This window comes from Mesorhizobium sp. WSM3859 (assembly GCF_002295065.1).
Classification (GTDB): domain Bacteria; phylum Pseudomonadota; class Alphaproteobacteria; order Rhizobiales; family Rhizobiaceae; genus Mesorhizobium.
Genome location: NZ_NSGG01000007.1, coordinates 69,562 through 86,175, shown reverse-complemented (window position 1 = coordinate 86,175; position 16,614 = coordinate 69,562). Strand labels below are relative to the sequence as shown.

The 16,614-nt window shown below is 63.7% G+C and carries 18 protein-coding genes; 8 read left to right on the top strand and 10 right to left on the bottom strand.

Annotated elements, in window-relative coordinates:
• Positions 1 to 113: 113 nt before the first annotated feature.
• From CK230_RS16690 to hutI, 5 genes are all read right to left on the bottom strand, one after another.
• Positions 114 to 701 (bottom strand): HutD family protein, encoded by a 588-nt coding sequence (locus CK230_RS16690; protein WP_095818239.1) that lies wholly within the window; start codon positions 699 to 701, stop codon positions 114 to 116.
• A 4-nt stretch (positions 702 to 705) separates the two neighbouring features.
• Entirely contained in the window at positions 706 to 2,376 is a 1,671-nt protein-coding gene (gene hutU / locus CK230_RS16685; protein ID WP_095818459.1) for a urocanate hydratase, read from the bottom strand.
• A 28-nt stretch (positions 2,377 to 2,404) separates the two neighbouring features.
• Positions 2,405 to 3,223: an N-formylglutamate deformylase gene (gene hutG / locus CK230_RS16680; protein ID WP_095818238.1), complete on the bottom strand. Its 819-nt coding sequence runs from the start codon at positions 3,221 to 3,223 to the stop codon at positions 2,405 to 2,407.
• A gap of 220 nt (positions 3,224 to 3,443) precedes the next feature.
• Complete coding sequence (gene hutH / locus CK230_RS16670; RefSeq protein ID WP_095818237.1) at positions 3,444 to 4,979, bottom strand: histidine ammonia-lyase; 1,536 nt, start codon at positions 4,977 to 4,979, stop codon at positions 3,444 to 3,446.
• Complete coding sequence (gene hutI / locus CK230_RS16665; RefSeq protein WP_176480122.1) at positions 4,976 to 6,196, bottom strand: imidazolonepropionase; 1,221 nt, start codon at positions 6,194 to 6,196, stop codon at positions 4,976 to 4,978. The genes hutH and hutI overlap by 4 nt, the downstream gene beginning before the upstream one ends.
• Positions 6,197 to 6,293: 97 nt before the next feature.
• Between hutI and CK230_RS16660 the strand changes: the two genes are divergently transcribed.
• Both CK230_RS16660 and hutC read left to right on the top strand, forming a co-directional pair.
• Entirely contained in the window at positions 6,294 to 7,649 is a 1,356-nt protein-coding gene (locus tag CK230_RS16660; protein WP_095818235.1) for a formimidoylglutamate deiminase, read from the top strand.
• 13 nt (positions 7,650 to 7,662) lie between these two features.
• Positions 7,663 to 8,409, top strand: coding sequence for a histidine utilization repressor (hutC, locus tag CK230_RS16655; RefSeq protein ID WP_095818234.1), 747 nt, complete (start codon positions 7,663 to 7,665; stop codon positions 8,407 to 8,409).
• 137 nt (positions 8,410 to 8,546) lie between these two features.
• Here the strand turns inward: hutC and CK230_RS16650 are convergent, their stop codons facing one another.
• Positions 8,547 to 8,891: a RidA family protein gene (locus CK230_RS16650; RefSeq protein ID WP_095818233.1), complete on the bottom strand. Its 345-nt coding sequence runs from the start codon at positions 8,889 to 8,891 to the stop codon at positions 8,547 to 8,549.
• 221 nt (positions 8,892 to 9,112) lie between these two features.
• On the opposite strand from CK230_RS16650, the gene aztA reads away from it, so the two are divergent.
• The 4 genes from aztA to CK230_RS16630 all read left to right on the top strand — a co-directional run bounded on the left by aztA (position 9,113) and on the right by CK230_RS16630 (position 12,285).
• Positions 9,113 to 9,952, top strand: coding sequence for a zinc ABC transporter ATP-binding protein AztA (gene aztA, locus CK230_RS16645; protein WP_095818232.1), 840 nt, complete (start codon positions 9,113 to 9,115; stop codon positions 9,950 to 9,952).
• The gene (gene aztB / locus CK230_RS16640) at positions 9,952 to 10,827 is read left to right on the top strand and encodes a zinc ABC transporter permease AztB (RefSeq protein ID WP_095818231.1); all 876 of its coding nucleotides are present in this window, start codon (positions 9,952 to 9,954) and stop codon (positions 10,825 to 10,827) included. Before aztA ends, aztB begins: the two co-directional genes overlap by 1 nt.
• Positions 10,828 to 10,856: 29 nt before the next feature.
• Positions 10,857 to 11,798, top strand: a complete 942-nt coding sequence (gene aztC / locus CK230_RS16635; RefSeq protein ID WP_095818230.1) for a zinc ABC transporter substrate-binding protein AztC — start codon at positions 10,857 to 10,859, stop codon at positions 11,796 to 11,798.
• Between the two features lie 148 nt (positions 11,799 to 11,946).
• Positions 11,947 to 12,285: a TIGR01244 family sulfur transferase gene (locus CK230_RS16630; protein WP_095818229.1), complete on the top strand. Its 339-nt coding sequence runs from the start codon at positions 11,947 to 11,949 to the stop codon at positions 12,283 to 12,285.
• Positions 12,286 to 12,440: 155 nt separating this feature from the next.
• Here CK230_RS16630 and CK230_RS16625 read toward each other — a convergent pair whose 3' ends face one another.
• Complete coding sequence (locus CK230_RS16625; protein WP_095818228.1) at positions 12,441 to 12,908, bottom strand: Lrp/AsnC family transcriptional regulator; 468 nt, start codon at positions 12,906 to 12,908, stop codon at positions 12,441 to 12,443.
• A 137-nt stretch (positions 12,909 to 13,045) separates the two neighbouring features.
• Here CK230_RS16625 and hppD point away from each other — a divergent pair, with 137 nt between their 5' ends.
• Together hppD and CK230_RS16615 are read left to right on the top strand one after the other, a co-directional pair.
• On the top strand, positions 13,046 to 14,161 hold the full coding sequence (gene hppD / locus CK230_RS16620) for a 4-hydroxyphenylpyruvate dioxygenase (RefSeq protein WP_095818458.1): 1,116 nt from the start codon (positions 13,046 to 13,048) through the stop codon (positions 14,159 to 14,161).
• A 64-nt stretch (positions 14,162 to 14,225) separates the two neighbouring features.
• Positions 14,226 to 14,453: a type II toxin-antitoxin system prevent-host-death family antitoxin gene (locus CK230_RS16615; RefSeq protein ID WP_095818227.1), complete on the top strand. Its 228-nt coding sequence runs from the start codon at positions 14,226 to 14,228 to the stop codon at positions 14,451 to 14,453.
• A 3-nt stretch (positions 14,454 to 14,456) separates the two neighbouring features.
• On the opposite strand, the gene CK230_RS16610 is transcribed toward CK230_RS16615, so the two are convergent.
• From CK230_RS16610 to CK230_RS16600, 3 genes are all read right to left on the bottom strand, one after another.
• Positions 14,457 to 14,993, bottom strand: a complete 537-nt coding sequence (locus CK230_RS16610; protein WP_095818457.1) for a DinB family protein — start codon at positions 14,991 to 14,993, stop codon at positions 14,457 to 14,459.
• Positions 14,994 to 14,995: 2 nt separating this feature from the next.
• Entirely contained in the window at positions 14,996 to 16,009 is a 1,014-nt protein-coding gene (locus CK230_RS16605; protein WP_095818226.1) for a fumarylacetoacetate hydrolase family protein, read from the bottom strand.
• A gap of 167 nt (positions 16,010 to 16,176) precedes the next feature.
• Positions 16,177 to 16,605, bottom strand: a complete 429-nt coding sequence (locus CK230_RS16600) for a hypothetical protein (protein WP_095818225.1) — start codon at positions 16,603 to 16,605, stop codon at positions 16,177 to 16,179.
• Between the last annotated feature and the right edge of the window lie 9 nt (positions 16,606 to 16,614).

Here is a 16,614-nt window from a genome sequence, read left to right as displayed (position 1 = left end):
CCCTCGCTCTTCGCCCCCGGTTGGATCAGGGCAAGGAATCAGGCTTTTTCGTGATACATGCAAGGGGCCGGGCGATAATTCGCCCGCGCCGCGATCATGTTTGGCAACAGCCGTTAATGGTTGGCGGCGAGGCGATGCAGTTCGATCACGAAAAGCAGGCCCTGCCCCTTGGGCTGAAACCGCAATTCCGGACTGTCGCGCTCGAGGATCAGCGTATCGAGCGGTCCGAGGCTCGGCGCATCGTCTGTGAGGAGCCTGAAGCCTGCATTGACTGCCAGGACCAGCGTCCTGTCGGCGCGCGGCGAGATGCGAATCTCGCCGGAGAGCGGCCGGCGCTCGACGCGATGGGCCATCCGGCCACGGCGGGTCATGACGTTGAGATCGGTGATCGGGCCACTGATCAGCGCGGCGCTGGTCGGCAGATCGCCCGCAAAGGCGAGCGGCGCCGAAGCTTTGGTCAGTCGTACCGGCGCCCGGCCTGCGATGTCGAGGACAACCCCCTCGCCTTCCAGCACCGACAGCGTCCGGTCGATGCCGGTGAAGCTCGAGAACGGCCCGCCGGTTTCGACGCGGGCCATGGAGACGCGCCAGTCAAAATCGTCGAGCCCGGCGCCGTCGGGCGAAACCGCGATCTCGGTGGTCGTGCCGCCGCCATTCTTCCACGGCATGACGCGGTAGCGGGCGGCACGAAGGATGCGCATGGCTTTAACCCAAGATGCCCGGCAGGTTGAGCTGGTGCTCCTTGGCGCACTCGATGGCGACGTCGTAGCCGGCATCGGCATGACGCATGACGCCGGTCGCCGGGTCGTTCCACAACACGCGCTCCAGGCGCTTGGCGGCATCGGGCGTGCCGTCGGCGACGATCACCATGCCGGAATGCTGCGAGAAGCCCATGCCGACGCCGCCGCCATGATGCAGCGATACCCAGGTGGCGCCGGACGCGGTGTTGAGCAGCGCGTTGAGCAGCGGCCAGTCGGAAACGGCGTCTGAACCGTCCTTCATCGCTTCGGTCTCGCGATTCGGCGAGGCGACCGAGCCGGAATCGAGATGATCGCGGCCGATGACGACCGGCGCCTTGAGCTCACCCCTGGCCACCATTTCGTTGAAGGCGAGGCCGAGGCGGTGGCGGTCGCCGAGGCCGACCCAGCAGATGCGCGCCGGCAGGCCCTGGAAGGAGATGCGCTCGCGCGCCATGTCGAGCCAGTTGTGCAGGTGCGTGTTGCCAGGGGTCAGCTCGCGCACCTTGGCGTCGGTCTTGTAGATATCCTCCGGATCGCCCGACAGCGCCGCCCAGCGGAACGGACCGATGCCGCGGCAGAACAGCGGCCGGATATAGGCCGGCACGAAGCCCGGGAAAGCGAAGGCGTTTTCGAAGCCTTCGTCCTTGGCAACCTGGCGGATGTTGTTGCCATAGTCGAGCGTCGGCACGCCGGCGTTCCAGAACGCCACCATCGCCTCGACATGCTCGCGCATCGACGCGCGGGCGGCCTTCTCGACGGCCTGCGGATCGGAGGTGCGCTTCTCGCGCCACTCGGCCATCGTCCAGCCCTTGGGCAGGTAGCCGTTGATCGGGTCATGCGCCGAAGTCTGGTCCGTAAGGATGTCGGGACGGATGCCGCGCTTGAACATTTCCGGCACGATCTCGGCTGCGTTGCCGAGCAGACCGACCGATTTTGCTTCGCCGGCCTTGGTCCAGCGATCGATCATTTCCATCGCTTCGTCCAGCGTCTCGGCCTTCTCGTCGAGATAGCGGGTGCGCAGGCGGAAATCGATCGAGTCCGGGTTGCATTCGATGGCGAGACAAGAGGCGCCGGCCATGACGGCGGCCAGCGGCTGGGCGCCGCCCATGCCGCCGAGGCCGCCGGTCAGGATCCACTTGCCCTTGAGGTTGCCGTTGCAGTGCTGGCGGCCGGCCTCGACGAAGGTCTCGTAGGTGCCCTGCACGATGCCCTGCGTGCCAATATAGATCCAGGAGCCGGCCGTCATCTGGCCGTACATCATCAGGCCCTTCCTATCGAGCTCGTTGAACTTCTCCCAGGTCGCCCAATGCGGCACGATGTTGGAATTGGCGATGAGCACGCGCGGCGCGTTGGAATTGGTCTTGAAGACGCCGACCGGCTTGCCGGACTGCACCAGCAGCGTCTCGTCCTCGCCCAGCGTCTTCAGCGAAGCGACGATGCGGTCGAAGTCGTTCCAGGTGCGCGCAGCCCGGCCGATGCCGCCATAGACGACCAGCTCGTTGGGGTTCTCGGCGACCTCAGGGTCGAGATTGTTCATCAGCATGCGCAGCGGCGCTTCGGTCGTCCAATAGCGGGCGTTGAGCTTGTCGCCGCGGGGCGCACGCACTTCGCGGATGTTGTGGCGCGGATCGTTCATCATTGTCCCTTTCGAGTAAGGCGGCGCGTCAGCGCCCAGCCCAGTCAATGGCGGTTTCGAGGATACTTCTCAGCGTGGCACGGATCGGCGCGGCGTAGGTCGCGTCGTACGGCACTGGCCAGTTCTCGGGCGAGCCCTTCGCGGCCGGCTCGCGCATATAGCCGCGGTTGGAGAGCTCCATCTGCAGCGCATGCACGCCGTTTTGCGGCTGACCGAAGCTTCTGGTGATCCAGCCACCCTTGAAGCGGCCGTTGACCACCCAGCTCTCGCCGGTCGCGGCGAGGATCTCGGCGACCTTTTGCTGCAGCGACGGATCGGTGCTCCTGCCGTCGTTGGTGCCGAGGTTGAAGACCGGCAGCGTGCCTTCGAAAAGGCGCGGCAGCACCGAGCGGATCGAATGGCAATCATAGAGCACGATGTTCTCATGCATGCCGCGCAGCCGGTCGATCTCGGCCTGCAGGGCGGCGTGATACGGCCCGAAATAGGTCTCACGGCGCTGGTCGATCTCGGACGGGGTTGGTTCGTCGCCCATATTATAGAGCGGATCGCCGTCGAACGTGTCCGTCGGGCAGAGCGTCGTCGTCGCCTGGCCCGGATAGAGCGAAACGCCGGACGGATCGCGATTGACGTCGATGACCGTGCGCGAGATGGCGGTGTGCACGACGGTCGCGCCGAGATCGGCGGCAAAATCATAGAGCTTGTCGATCCACCAGTCGCAGTCGCGCCTGCCGAGCCAGGTCGAGACCAGGCGGCTGTCGAGGCCGGCAAGGTCGATGCCGGTGTGCGGGATCGAGACCAGCAGAGGTGCGGTGCCGCGTGTGATGGTGAGCCAGGGAGGGCTGGTCATGAGAGATCCCCCTGCGCTGGAGCTCTACGGCGCCCCCCTCTGCCCTGCCGGGCATCTCCCCCACAAGGGGGGAGATCGGATGTCACGCCGGCTTTCGCCAATCGCCGACGTCGCAGAATTGAGCGGGGCGCCGAAACCGCTGATCTCCCCCCTTGTGGGGGAGATGTCCGGCAGGACAGAGGGGGGCGCGAAGGATCGCGACCTATCAGGGCGTTCAATCTCACGACGCAATCCCGGGCAGCTTCACAGCACCCGCCGCCTTCACCGCGGCGCCGCTGCGCACCAGGGCGATCGCCTTTTCCATGTCGGGATGGAAATGGCGGTCATTGTCGAGATGCGGCACCTCGGCGCGGACCAGCTTGCGCACCGCTTCCAGCGCATCGCTCGAAGCCAGCGGCGCGTGGAAATCGCAGCCTTGCGCGGCGGCCAAGAGTTCGATGCCGATGACGGCGGTCGCATTCTCGATCATGCCGAGCAGCCGGCGCGCGCCATGCGCAGCCATCGAGACATGATCTTCCTGGTTCGCCGAGGTCGGAATGGAATCGACGCTTGCCGGATAGGCCTTCTGCTTGTTTTCCGAAACGAGCGCCGCCGCCGTCACCTGCGGGATCATGAAGCCGGAATTCAGGCCGGGCTTCGGGGTCAGGAAGGCCGGCATGCCGGAGAGCGCCGGATCGACCAGCATGGCGATGCGCCGCTCCGACAGCGAGCCGATCTCGCAGACGGCCAGCGCGATCATGTCGGCGGCGAAGGCGACCGGCTCGGCGTGGAAATTACCGCCCGAGAGTGCGGTGTCGTCCTCGGCGAAGATCAGCGGATTGTCGGTGACGCCATTGGCCTCGGTCTCGAGCGTGTCGGCGGCCTTGCGCAGCACATCGAGGGCGGCGCCCATCACCTGCGGCTGGCAGCGCAGGCAATACGGGTCCTGCACGCGCTCGTCGCCGACGCGGTGCGATTCACGGATGGCGCTGCCGGCCATCAGGTTGCGCAAGGCATCCGCCGTTTCGATCTGGCGGCGATGCTTCCTCAAAAGATGGATGCGCGGATCGAAGGGCGCGTCGGAGCCCTTGGCAGCGTCGGTCGACAGCGCACCGGCGACCAGCGCCGACTGGTAGAGCGTCTCGGCTTCGAACAGGCCGGCCAGCGCGAAAGCCGTCGAGAACTGCGTGCCGTTGAGCAGGGCCAGGCCTTCCTTGGCACCGAGCGTCACCGGCTCAAGCCCGTGCGAGACAAAGGCGACCTTGGCAGGGAAGCGGCCATGCGGGGTAAAGCATTCGCCGACGCCGATCATGACGGCCGTCATATGTGAGAGCGGCGCGAGGTCGCCGGAAGCGCCGACCGAACCTTGCGCCGGCACCACCGGGATGACGTCGTTGGCGAGCATCCCTTGAAGCAGGTCGATGGTCTCGGCGCGCACGCCGGAGGCGCCCTGGGCGAGGCTGGCAAGCTTCAGCGCCATCATCAGCCGCACCACGGCGACCGGCATCGGCTCGCCGACGCCGGCCGCGTGCGAGAGCACGATGTTGCGCTGGAGGGTTTCGAGATCGCTTTCTGGAATGCGAACGCTGGCGAGCTTGCCGAAACCGGTGTTGATGCCATAGACCGGCTCGCCCTTTGCAAGGATGCGGGCAACCGCTTCGGCGCTGTCCCGAATCTTCGGCCTGCAAGCATCGTCGAGCTTCGGCACAGCGCCACGATAGATGGCGCGCCAGTCGGCAAGGGTCGCGCTGCCAGGCGTCAGGGTTAGTTCGGTCATTGTCCTCTCCAGATACGGGCATGGAGCGGGTTGAAGCCCATGCGGTAGACGAGTTCGGCCGGGCGCTCGATGTCCCAGATGGCGAGATCGGCCGATTTGCCGGCTTCCAAAGTGCCGGTCTTATCGAGGAGGCCCAGCGCACGCGCGGCTTCGCGGGTGACGCCGGCAAGGCATTCGTCGACAGTCATGCCGAACAGCGTCGCGGCCATGTTCATGGTGAGCAGCAGCGAGGTGAGCGGCGACGTGCCGGGATTGGAGTCGGTGGCGACCGCCATTTTCACGCCGTGCCGGCGGAACAGATCGACCGGCGGCTTCTTGGTCTCGCGGATGAAGTAGTAGGCCCCAGGCAGTATCGTCGCCACGGTGCCGGCCTTGGCCATCGCGGCTGCGCCCTCTTCGTCCGTATATTCAAGATGGTCCGCCGACAGCGCGCCATAACGGGCGGCAAGGGCCGCGCCATGCAGGTTGGAAAGCTGGTCGGCATGGAGTTTCACCGGCAGGCCGAGCGCCTTGGCCTTGTCGAAGACGCGCGCCATCTGCTCCGGCGAAAACGCAATGCCCTCGCAAAAACCGTCGACGGCGTCGGCAAGCTTTTCGGCGGCGACCTGCGGCAGGATGGTATCGGCGACGAGATCGATGAACGCGTCCCTGTCGCCCTTGGCTTCCGGCGGCAGCGCATGCGCTGCAAGGCAAGTGGCGCGAACCGTGACCGGGCGCTCGTCGGCAAGGCGGCGGGCGGCACGCAGCGACTTTTTCTCGTTGTCGGCATCGAGGCCGTAGCCGGACTTCACCTCGACGGTGGTGATGCCCTCGGCCATCAGCGCATCAAGGCGCGGCAGCGTTTGGGCAACCAATTCGTCCTCGCTGGCGGCGCGCAGCGACTTGACCGAGGAGACGATGCCGCCACCAGCGCGCGCCACTTCTTCATAGGTGGCGCCGGCCAGACGCATCTCGAACTCGTTGGCGCGGTTGCCGGCATAGACGAGATGGGTGTGGCAATCGATCAGGCCGGGCGTGATCCAGCGTCCGTCGCAATCAACAGCCTCGGCCGCCGTAGACGGCATATCGGCCTCGGGACCGGCATAAACGATGAGCCCGTCGCGCGCGACGACCGCGCCTTTCTCGACCGCGCCGAGACCGGCCGCGCCATCGGCCATGGTCGCCAGGCGCGCATTGCGCCAGACCCGATGGCCGCTCTTCCCGTTTGCTCCACCCATCATCTTTTCCGTTTGCTTGGATGGCGATTATGTATATACATATTGAAACCCGACGCAAGTGATAATGTCATCTAGGCATTCAGATTCGGAGAGGAACGTGACGGCGATCTTTGCGGAACAGGCGCTGCTGCCCGGCGGTTGGCAAGGCAATGTGAGGATCGCTTTGGACGGCGGCCGCATCTCCGCGGTCGAGGCCGGCGCTTTCGCAGAAGCGGGCGACGAACGCCATGCCATCGTCCTGCCCGGCATGCCCAACCTGCACAGCCACGCCTTCCAGCGCGGCATGGCGGGTTTGGCTGAAATGCGCGGCCCTTCGGCAGACAGTTTCTGGAGCTGGCGCGAGGTGATGTACCGTTTCGCTTTGTCGATGACACCGGACCAGGTCGAGGCGGTGGCGTCACAGCTTTATGTCGAGATGCTGGAAGCCGGCTTTTCGCGCGTCGGCGAGTTCCACTACCTCCACCACGACCGCGACGGAAAACCTTACGCCAATATCGCCGAGATGGCGGAGTGGATCGCGGCTGCCGCCGCAGACACCGGCATCGGCTTGACGCTGCTGCCGGTCTTTTACGCGCATTCCGCCTTCGGCGGCGCTGCTCCCAACGAAGGTCAGCGGCGATTCATCAATGATGTCGAACGTTTCGGGCGCTTGCTTGAGAAGGCCCGCGAGGCTGCTCGTTCGCTTGAGCAGGCCGTCGTCGGGGTCGCGCCGCATAGCTTGCGCGCCGCAACGCCGGACGAGCTCAATTCAGTCGCGGCCATGTCACCGAACGGTCCGATCCACATCCATGTCGCCGAGCAGGTGAAGGAGGTCGAGGACTGCATGGCCTGGTCGGGCAAGCGCCCGGTCGAATTCCTGCTCGCCAATGCCGAGGTCGACAATCGCTGGTGCCTGATCCATGCCACGCATATGACCGAGGCCGAAACGATCGCCATGGCACGGACTGGTGCGATCGCCGGGCTTTGCCCGATCACCGAGGCCAATCTCGGCGACGGTAATTTCGCGGCCCCGCTCTTCATCGAGCATGGCGGGCGTTTCGGCGTCGGCTCCGATTCCAATGTGCTGATCGGCCTGCCGGACGAGCTGAGGCAGCTCGAATATTCGCAGCGCCTCGCCCACCGCGCCCGCAACGTGCTGGCCCGGGCCGGCGGATCCACCGGACGCGCGCTGTTCGACGCTTCGCTCGACGGCGGCAGCCAGGCGCTCGGCGCCGGCCTGTCACGGATTGCCGACGGCGGTCCGGCCGATCTCGTCTCGCTCGATGCCGGCCACCCTTCGCTTGCTGGCAAGGCGGGCGACGCGATCCTCGACGCCTGGATCTTTGCCAATGGCAGCAAGGTCGATTGCGTCTGGGTGCATGGCAAGAAGCAGGTCAGCGGCGGCAGGCATGTCAAGCGCGAGGCGGTCGCCAAGCGGTTCCGCGAAGTCATGACCGCATTGTCGCAAGGCTGAACAGGACCGTTCGATGAGCTTGGTCGAGACAGATGATGTCGATGGCGGCGAGAGCCTCTCGCTGCATCAGCGCATCCTGTCCGACATCCGCGAGAAGATTCTGTCGGGCGCGTGGGCGCCGGGCCATCGCATTCCCTTCGAACACGAGCTGACGGCTCAGTATAATTGCTCGCGCATGACGGTGAACAAGGCGCTGTCGCAGCTCGCCAAGGGCGGATTGATCGAGCGCCGGCGGCGCTCCGGCAGTTTCGTGCGCCAGCCGCAGTCGCAAGCGGCGGTGCTGGAGCTGCACGACATCAGGATCGAGGTCGAGGCGCTCGGCCTGCCCTATCGCTGTGAGCGGCTGGAACGCGTCAAGCGGCGCAGCAGCGCCGAAGACCGCGCGCTGCTGGGGCTCTCCGCACCAGGTCCGGTGCTTGCACTGGAAAGCCTGCATTTTGCCGGCGAACGGCCGTTCGCGTTGGAGCAGCGGCTGATCAACCTTTCGGCCGTGCCCGAGGCTGGTGACGAGGAATTTCTCGAGATCGCGCCCGGCCCCTGGCTGATCGGCCGCGTGCCGTGGAGCGAGGCCGAGCACCGTATCCGCGCCATGGCCGCCGACGACACGATCGCTGATGCGCTCGACATCGAGGCGAGCGCGCCCTGCCTGGTGGTCGAGCGCCGCACCTGGAGCGCCGAGCACCCGGTCACGCACGTGCGGTTTGTCTATCCGGCGGAGAGCCATACGCTGGTGGCAAGGTTCACGCCTTCGCAGGGGTGACTCCCCCTCACCCAGCCTCCGCTTCGCTCGGCTGACCTCTCCCCAAGGGGAGAGGAGTCGGTCAGCGCCGGCGCAATCTCTTCTCCCCACCGGGGAGAAGGTGGCCGCGAAGCGGCCGGATGAGGGGGAGTGGCGCCTTACAGCGCCGCCGTCACAATGATCTCGACCAGATATTCCGGCGTGGCCAACTTGGCTTCGCCGGTGGCGCGGGCCGGGGTGTGGCCCTGCGGCACCCACTTGTCCCACTCCGAGTTCATTTCGGCGAAGGTGCCCATGTCGGCCAGCCAGATGATCGCCTGCACGATCTTGGTTTTATCGGTGCCGGCTTTGGCCAGCAATTCGTCGATGGTCTTCAGGATATCACGGGTCTGCGAGGCGACGTTGCCGCCGGGCTGGCCAACCTGGCCGGCCAGATAGACGGTGTTGCCGTGGATGACGATCTGGCTCATGCGCGGGCCGATATCGATGCGACGAATGCTCATTGGAGGTTCCTTCCTTTTCAAAGTCGCGCTTGTTTAGAGTCCATGCCGGCTTCGGGCAAGGCCGGCGGAGGCGAAACCAATTGAGCCAATTGTCCGGTCCCTGCCCTTTCGCCTACACGGCGAGTTGACCGGTCACGACACAATTCCGCCCGGGCGGCGTGTTGACTAATGTAATAACATCACATATCGACAACGCACTCGATTTCGCGGACCGACGCCTGATGACCAATGCCTGCCTGACCTTTCGCGACCTGACGCTCGGCTATGGCAGCCATCCGGCGATCCATCACCTCAACGGCATTGTCCGCAAAGGCTCGCTGACCGCGGTGGTCGGCGCCAACGGTTCGGGCAAGTCGACGCTCATGAAGGGCATTGTCGGCGTGCTGAAGCCAATGGAAGGGGCCGTGGTCCGCATGCCGGGCGTCCGCACCGCTTATCTGCCGCAGCAGTCGGAGCTCGACCGCTCCTTTCCGGCGCGCGTCGTCGATCTGGTCTCGCTCGGCCTGTGGCCGAAGCGCGGCATGCTTGGGCGCTATACGAAAGAGGATCGCGAGTCGGTCAGCAAGGCGCTGATGGCGGTCGGGCTCGGCGGCTTCGAGAAGCGCCCGATCGACACGCTGTCCGGCGGCCAGTTGCAGCGCACGCTGTTTGCCCGCGTGCTGTTGCAGGACGCCGACCTCATCCTGCTCGACGAGCCTTTCAACGCCGTCGACGCCAAGACCGTCGGCGATCTCATCCAATTGATAAAGCGCTGGCATGGCGAGGAGCGCACGATCATGGTCGTCGTGCATGACCTCGATCTGGTGCGGCAGAATTTCCCGGAAACGCTGCTGCTCGCGCGCCAGCCAGTGGCCTGGGGCGACACAAAGGAAACGCTGCGGCCGGAAAACCTGCTCAAGGCACGGCGCTTCCACGAGGCCTGGGAAGAGAATGCGCCCTGGTGCGAGCCAGATGCTCACGACCATGGCGATGATCTCGCACACGACCGCCACCATCACCACGATCACGCTCATGGACATGATCACCACCACGACCATGGCTCCGGACCGAGGGCGGCGTGATGGAAATTTTCTACGGCCTGTTCATCGCGCCCTTCGCCGATTTCGCCTTCATGCAGCGGGCGCTGGTTGGCTCGCTGATGCTGTCGCTCGGCGCCTGCCCGGTCGGCGTCTTCCTGATGCTCAGGCGCATGAGCCTGTCGGGCGACGCCATGGCGCATGCCATCCTGCCGGGTGCTGCCGCCGGCTTCCTGCTCTATGGGCTCGAGATCCTGCCGATGACGGTCGGCGGTCTGATCGCCGGCATCATCGTGGCGCTTGGCGCGGGCGCCGTCTCGCGCTTCACCATTCAGCGCGAGGACGCCTCGATGGCGGCCTTCTATCTGATCTCGCTTGCCGTCGGCGTGCTGATGGTGTCGATCCGCGGCTCCAGCGTGGATCTGATGCATGTGCTCTTCGGTACCGTGCTCGCGCTCAACAATGAAGCGCTGACGCTGATCGGCGGCATCGTGGCGGTGACGCTTGCCTGCCTCGCCATCTTCTGGCGAGCGCTGGTCGCCGAATGCCTCGATCCACTGTTCCTGCGCTCGGTGAGCCGCATGGGCAGCCCGGTGCATTTCATCTTCCTAGGCCTTGTCGTGCTCAACCTCGTCGGCGGCTTCCAGGCCCTGGGCACGCTGCTCTCGGTCGGGCTCATGATGCTGCCGGCCGCCGCTGCCCGGTTCTGGACGGCGCGCGTGGAACCGATGTGCGTGCTCGCCGTGCTGATCGGCTTTGCCTCCTGCATTGCCGGACTGCTTTTGTCTTATCACGCCTCGCTGCCCTCCGGCCCCGCGATCATCCTTTCGGCCGGCGTCGTCTATTTCAGCTCGATCCTGTTCGGCACGCGCGGCGTGCTGCGCGCCCGCATCGTGCATCACCGGCACCGCACCGCCTGACCAATCCCCAAGCAAGGAGACTGTCCCAGATGCTGAAATCCTTCCGTGCCGCCCTGGCGTTGAGCGTTATAACATTAAGCGCTTTCGCGACCTCTTCCGCCTTTGCGGCGCCGCTCAAGGTCGTGGCGAGCTTCACGGTCATTGCCGATTTCGCCAAGAATGTCGGCGGCGAGCGGGTGAACATCACCACCATCGTCGGGCCGGACGGCGACGCGCATGTCTATGAGCCGAGCCCAGCCGACGCGGGGGCGATGGCAGGCGCTGACGTCGTGCTGGTCAACGGGCTGCATTTCGAAGGCTTCCTACAGCGCCTGGTCGACGCCAGCGCCACCAAAGCTTCGATCGTGACGCTGACCAGGGGCGTGACGCCGATCGACTTCAAGCCGGAATTCGCCGATGCCGATGCCGCCGAAGGCGCGGACACTGCAGGGGGCAAGACAGTTACCGATCCGCACGCCTTCCAGTCGATAGCCAACGCCAAGATCTATGTGAGGAACATCGCCGATGCCTTCTGCGCGGCCGACAGCGAGGGTTGCGACAGCTACAAGGCCAACGCCGCCGCCTACACCATCAAGCTCGACGCGCTGGAAGGCGAAGTGAAGGCGGCGATCCAGTCGATCCCGGAAGCGAAGCGCGTCGTCATCACCTCGCATGACGCATTCGGCTATTTCGAACACGAATACGGCCTGACCTTCCTGGCGCCGCAGGGCATTTCGACCGATTCCGAACCGTCGGCCGCCGACGTCGCCAAGCTGGTGGAGCAGGTGAAGCAGGACAAGGCGGCGGCGATCTTCGTCGAAAACATCACCAATCCGCGGCTGATCGAGCAGATCGCCGGCGAGACGGGCATCAAGGTCGGCGGCACGCTCTACTCGGACGCGCTGTCGGGATCGGACGGCCCAGCCTCGACCTATATCGACATGATGCACAACAACATCACGCAGATCAAAGGCGCGATCCTGGGAAGCTGATCGGTCGAGCCACCAACCGGGCCAGGATCGGCCCGGTTGGATTTTTCGATCGGCCGTCGCTATTTGGCAGGGAATTCCTTCAATGCGGATTGCCGCCCCCCTCCCGGAGTGGCAAGACTGCCGCCAAAGAGATCGCGAGGACGACACCATGGAATACCGCCAGATCAGCGATGACTATTCGGTCTCCGGCCAGATCCAGCCAGAGGATATCGCCGCCATCAAGGACGCCGGCTTCAAGAGCGTGATCTGCAACCGGCCGGACGAGGAGCAGCCCGGCCAGCCCTCTGCCGACAGCGTCAAGGCCGCGGCTGAGGCAGCGGGGTTAGCGTTCCGCTACATTCCGGTCATCAGCGGCCAGATCACCATGAACAATGTCGAGGACCAAGCCGCAGCGCTCGACGAGCTCGAAGGCCCGGTGTTCGCCTATTGCCGCTCCGGCGCGCGCTGCACCAACCTTTACGGGCTGATCCAGCAGCAGCGTGGGTGACGATTTGCCGAGAAAGTGTGCTGAGATTCAGGTCAGGCCGAGTCCGAAAATGGTGGTTTCCGAGAACCGGAGCGGAGCGTACTTGAAGTACGTGAGCACCGGAAGCGCAGGAAGCCGCCATTTGCAGGCCGGCCTCACCTGAATATCAGGACACTTTAAATCGGGAGCGCGCCGGTTTCCTTCAGCGTCTCCAGCACGATCGCCGTCTTCACGTGCTGAACGGATTCGTGCGGCAGCAGAACGCCGTTGACGAACTCCGATAATGACTTGAGGTCGGGCGTCACCACCTTCAGGATGTAATCCATCTCGCCGGTCAGCGCGTGTGCCTCCTGCACCTCTGGCAGCCGGGCCACCAGTTCGCCGAAGCGGCGGGCATTGTCGCGGTTGTGGGTGGCCAGGGTCACCGAGATGACATTGACCAGCGAAAAGCCGAGACGATCGCGGTCGAGCACGGCGCGGTAGCCCTTGATGTAGCCATCATCCTCAAGTCGCTGGCGGCGGCGCGAGCATTGCGAGGGCGAGAGGTTCACGCGCTCCGAAAGGTCGTTGTTGGTGTATCGCGCATCATCCTGCAGAAGCGCCATTATCTTGCGGTCAAATTGGTCCAGGCGCGCATCTTCCATACATATTCCTCCAGTGACGCACAATTTGCGCACATGATGCGCATTTCAAGCGGTTGAATGCAAGCACCGTGCGGCGGCTCCGCGTTATCATGGCGGAGATGGCCAAGCCCGGCCAAAACACCTTCCGGAGGACTGCCATGGGGCCCTTCCCGCACGACGCGCCACCAGCGAAAATCAGCAAGCAAAATCCCGCCGGCACCGATGGTTTCGAATTCGTCGAATTCGCGCATCCCGAGCCCGCCAAGCTTGCCGAGCTCTTCACCCGCACGGGCTATACCGCGGTGGCCAAGCACCGGACCAAGGACATCACCGTCTGGCGTCAGGGCGACATCAACTACATCGTCAATGCCGAGCCCGGCTCGCATGCGATGAAGTTCGTCGAGAAGCACGGCCCCTGCGCCGCCTCGATGGCCTGGCGCGTGGTCGATGCCAAGCACGCTTTCGACCATGCCGTGTCGAAGGGCGCCACGCCCTATGAAGGTACCGACAAGGCGCTCGACGTGCCGGCCATCGTCGGCATCGGCGGCTCGCTCCTTTATTTCATCGAGGCCTATGGCGAGAAAGGCTCGGCCTATGACGCCGAGTTCGAATGGCTGGGCAAGCGCGACCCCAAGCCCGAAGGCGTCGGCTTCTACTTCCTCGACCACCTCACTCACAACGTCTATCGCGGCAACATGGACAAATGGTGGGATTTCTATCGCGACCTGTTCGGCTTCAAGCAGATCCATTTCTTCGACATCGACGGCAAGATCACCGGCCTGGTGAGCCGGGCCATCACCTCGCCCTGCGGCAAGATCCGCATTCCGCTGAACGAATCCAAGGACGAGACCAGCCAGATCGCCGAGTATCTGAAGAAGTACAATGGCGAGGGCATTCAGCACATCGCGGTGGGCACCGACGCGATCTACGAGGCGACCGACAAGCTTGCCGCCAACGGCCTGAAGTTCATGCCCGGCCCGCCCGACACCTATTACGAAATGTCGCATGAGCGCGTGCACGGCCATGACGAGCCGATCGAGCGCATGAAGAAGCACGGTATCCTCATCGACGGCGAGGGCGTGGTCGACGGCGGGATGACCAAGATCCTGCTGCAGATCTTCTCGAAGACGGTCATCGGCCCGATCTTCTTCGAGTTCATCCAGCGGAAAGGCGACGAAGGTTTTGGCGAAGGCAATTTCCGCGCCCTGTTCGAGTCCATCGAGCAGGACCAGATCAAGCGCGGCGTCATCAAGCTGGACGGCAAGGCGGCGTAGGGCCGAAAGCTCGTTTGCGGCTCGACCGGCATTGACCTAAGCTCCGGTCCCGAGGGGTCGAGCCGTGAACGTCTCTATAACCGAAGCCAAGGCCAAACTGTCGGAACTCGTCAGGCGCGCCAACGCCGGCGACGAGATCGTGATCACCCGGCGCGGGAAGGCTGTAGCGCGTCTCTTACCTCCTCCGGCGAAGGAAGACCTGTCGCCACGCATCGGCGCTTTGAAGGGTAAGATCAGTATCGCTGACGATTTTGACAACCTCGGCTCTGAATGGGCCGAGTATTTAAGATGACAATCAGAGCCCCAGCCGCTCGACCTCGTCCTTCCTCAGCTTAATATCATAATCGAGCAAGAACTCATCCAATTGCGGCGGCGCTACCGAGGTGCCGGAGAGCATGGCATGCACCTGGCCGCGATGGTGGATGTCGTGCAGGAAGACATGCGCAAGAATGTCGCCGATGCGCTCGGGGATCTTGCCGTCCTCGCGCCGGTCGGTGATGACGCGCCGGTCGAGATCGGCCTCCGACAGGCCGTCGCAGAGGGCGATCAGCTTGCGGTCGAAATCGGCCTGCGCGGCCGCCAGACTCACCGCATCGTCCAACGGCGCGAAGTCGTCATAGGCCGAGGCGCCGAGACCACCATCGGTCAGGAAATCGAGATAGAGAAGATCGACCGCGAGGATGTGGTTGAGCGTCTCCCTGATCGACGAAAAGAAGCTGACGCGCCCGGCCTCGAACTCGCCGGGCCGCAGCGCGAGCACGGCGCGGTAGAGCCGGTCGTTCGACCACAGATTGTTGCGCGCCATCCGGCGCAGGTGATCGAGCAAGGTCACCTTCACCCCTCGTATTTCTCGACCTTCTGCTCGATGGCGCCGAAGATCGAATGGCCCGCCTTGTCCTTCATCTCGATGCGCACCGTGTCGCCGAAACGCAGGAAGGGCGTCTTCGGCTCGCCGCCTTCGATGGTCTCGATCATGCGCAGTTCGGCGATGCAGGAATAGCCGGCCCCACCCGCAGAGACAGGCTTTCCCGGCCCGCCATTCAGCTTGTTGGAGACGGTGCCGGAGCCGATGATGGTTCCGGCGGCAAGCGGCCGGGTTTTTGCTGCGTGCGCGATCAGCGCCGGAAAATCGAAGGTCATGTCGACGCCGGCATTGGCGCGGCCGAAGGGCTTGCCGTTGAGATCGGCGAGCAGCGGCAGGCTGACCTTGCCGCCATCCCAGGTATCGCCCAGCTCGTCGGGCGTGACAGCGACAGGTGAGAATGCGGAAGACGGTTTCGACTGGAAGAAGCCGAAGCCTTTGGCCAGCTCCGGCCCGGTGATGGCGCGCAGCGTCACGTCGTTGACCAGCATGACGAGGCGGATCGCCTCCCCCGCCTCATCCAGGCTCGCGCCCATCGGCACATCGTCGACAATCACGGCGACCTCGGCCTCCATGTCGATGCCGAAGGCTTCGTCGGCCATGCGGATCGGATCGCGCGGGGGAACAAAACTGTCCGAGCCGCCTTGGTAGATCAGCGGATCGGTCCAGAAGCTTGCCGGCATCTCGGCGCCGCGGGCCTTCCGCACCAGCTCGACATGGTTCACATAGGCCGAGCCGTCTGCCCACTGATAGGCCCGCGGCAGCGGCGAATGCGCGTTGTGTTCATGGAAGCGCTCCGACGGTACCGCGTTGATCTCGAGCGATTCCGCCAACGTCGCGAGATGCGGAGCAATGCGACGCCAGTCGTCGAGCGCGGCCTGCAGCGTCGGCACAAGGAAGGAGGCATCGGTGAACCGCGTCAGGTCGCGCGAGACCACGACCAGTTTTCCGTCGCGCGTCCCGTTCTTCAATGTGGCAAGCTTCATTCTAAGGCTCCTCCGAGGTGAAATTTCAAAGAACTATGAACTACTTAACCTGCTTAAGTCGCCTTGGAGTTTTAAACAACTCCAGAGAGACTTCGTTTGAGTTCTCTCTTTTATTCGGCATAGTCATGATATATAATTCAGTAATGTGTTTCCCAAGCATACATATATCAATCCCTTACCTCATATAGATCTTCCAGATCAGCAATCATCCCTACGCTTCCCAAAGGAGCTTTTGGGTTCTGCCTTCTCCATTCACAATGCCCGTTCTTGTTTTTGTCCACCGTGTGAGAATGCATCAACATATTACGATTATCTCGCAATATGTTGAAAGCTTTTACAGTTTGCTCTATATTTAATAATATCTTCTTATCTTTCTCAAATTTCTTTGCGAGATCGAGCAACATATCTGCCTTAGATCTATTTCCAATATTGTTAGTAACCGACATCCCAATTTCGTGACCACCGACGTAATTCCAAATGAGGGCCGTCATAAATTGCTCTGTCATATTCCAATCGATAGAGATCAAACCCAGTGCATGCACGAGAGGAATGGCTTCCTTAGATTCGCAGTAGTCTGGGTCGAAATCCTTAGCCATCTAAAATCC

Excerpts from the sequence above, each read along its gene's own strand:
- CK230_RS16690 (WP_095818239.1), bottom strand. The coding sequence starts at position 701 with ATGCGCATCCTTCGTGCCGCCCGCTACCGCGTCATGCCGTGGAAGAAT.
- hutU (WP_095818459.1), bottom strand. The coding sequence starts at position 2,376 with ATGAACGATCCGCGCCACAACATCCGCGAAGTGCGTGCGCCCCGCGGC.
- hutG (WP_095818238.1), bottom strand. The coding sequence starts at position 3,223 with ATGACCAGCCCTCCCTGGCTCACCATCACACGCGGCACCGCACCTCTG.
- hutH (WP_095818237.1), bottom strand. The coding sequence starts at position 4,979 with ATGACCGAACTAACCCTGACGCCTGGCAGCGCGACCCTTGCCGACTGG.
- hutI (WP_176480122.1), bottom strand. The coding sequence starts at position 6,196 with ATGGGTGGAGCAAACGGGAAGAGCGGCCATCGGGTCTGGCGCAATGCG.
- hutC (WP_095818234.1), top strand. The coding sequence starts at position 7,663 with ATGAGCTTGGTCGAGACAGATGATGTCGATGGCGGCGAGAGCCTCTCG.
- CK230_RS16650 (WP_095818233.1), bottom strand. The coding sequence starts at position 8,891 with ATGAGCATTCGTCGCATCGATATCGGCCCGCGCATGAGCCAGATCGTC.
- aztA (WP_095818232.1), top strand. The coding sequence starts at position 9,113 with ATGACCAATGCCTGCCTGACCTTTCGCGACCTGACGCTCGGCTATGGC.
- aztB (WP_095818231.1), top strand. The coding sequence starts at position 9,952 with ATGGAAATTTTCTACGGCCTGTTCATCGCGCCCTTCGCCGATTTCGCC.
- aztC (WP_095818230.1), top strand. The coding sequence starts at position 10,857 with ATGCTGAAATCCTTCCGTGCCGCCCTGGCGTTGAGCGTTATAACATTA.
- CK230_RS16630 (WP_095818229.1), top strand. The coding sequence starts at position 11,947 with ATGGAATACCGCCAGATCAGCGATGACTATTCGGTCTCCGGCCAGATC.
- CK230_RS16625 (WP_095818228.1), bottom strand. The coding sequence starts at position 12,908 with ATGGAAGATGCGCGCCTGGACCAATTTGACCGCAAGATAATGGCGCTT.
- hppD (WP_095818458.1), top strand. The coding sequence starts at position 13,046 with ATGGGGCCCTTCCCGCACGACGCGCCACCAGCGAAAATCAGCAAGCAA.
- CK230_RS16605 (WP_095818226.1), bottom strand. The coding sequence starts at position 16,009 with ATGAAGCTTGCCACATTGAAGAACGGGACGCGCGACGGAAAACTGGTC.
- CK230_RS16600 (WP_095818225.1), bottom strand. The coding sequence starts at position 16,605 with ATGGCTAAGGATTTCGACCCAGACTACTGCGAATCTAAGGAAGCCATT.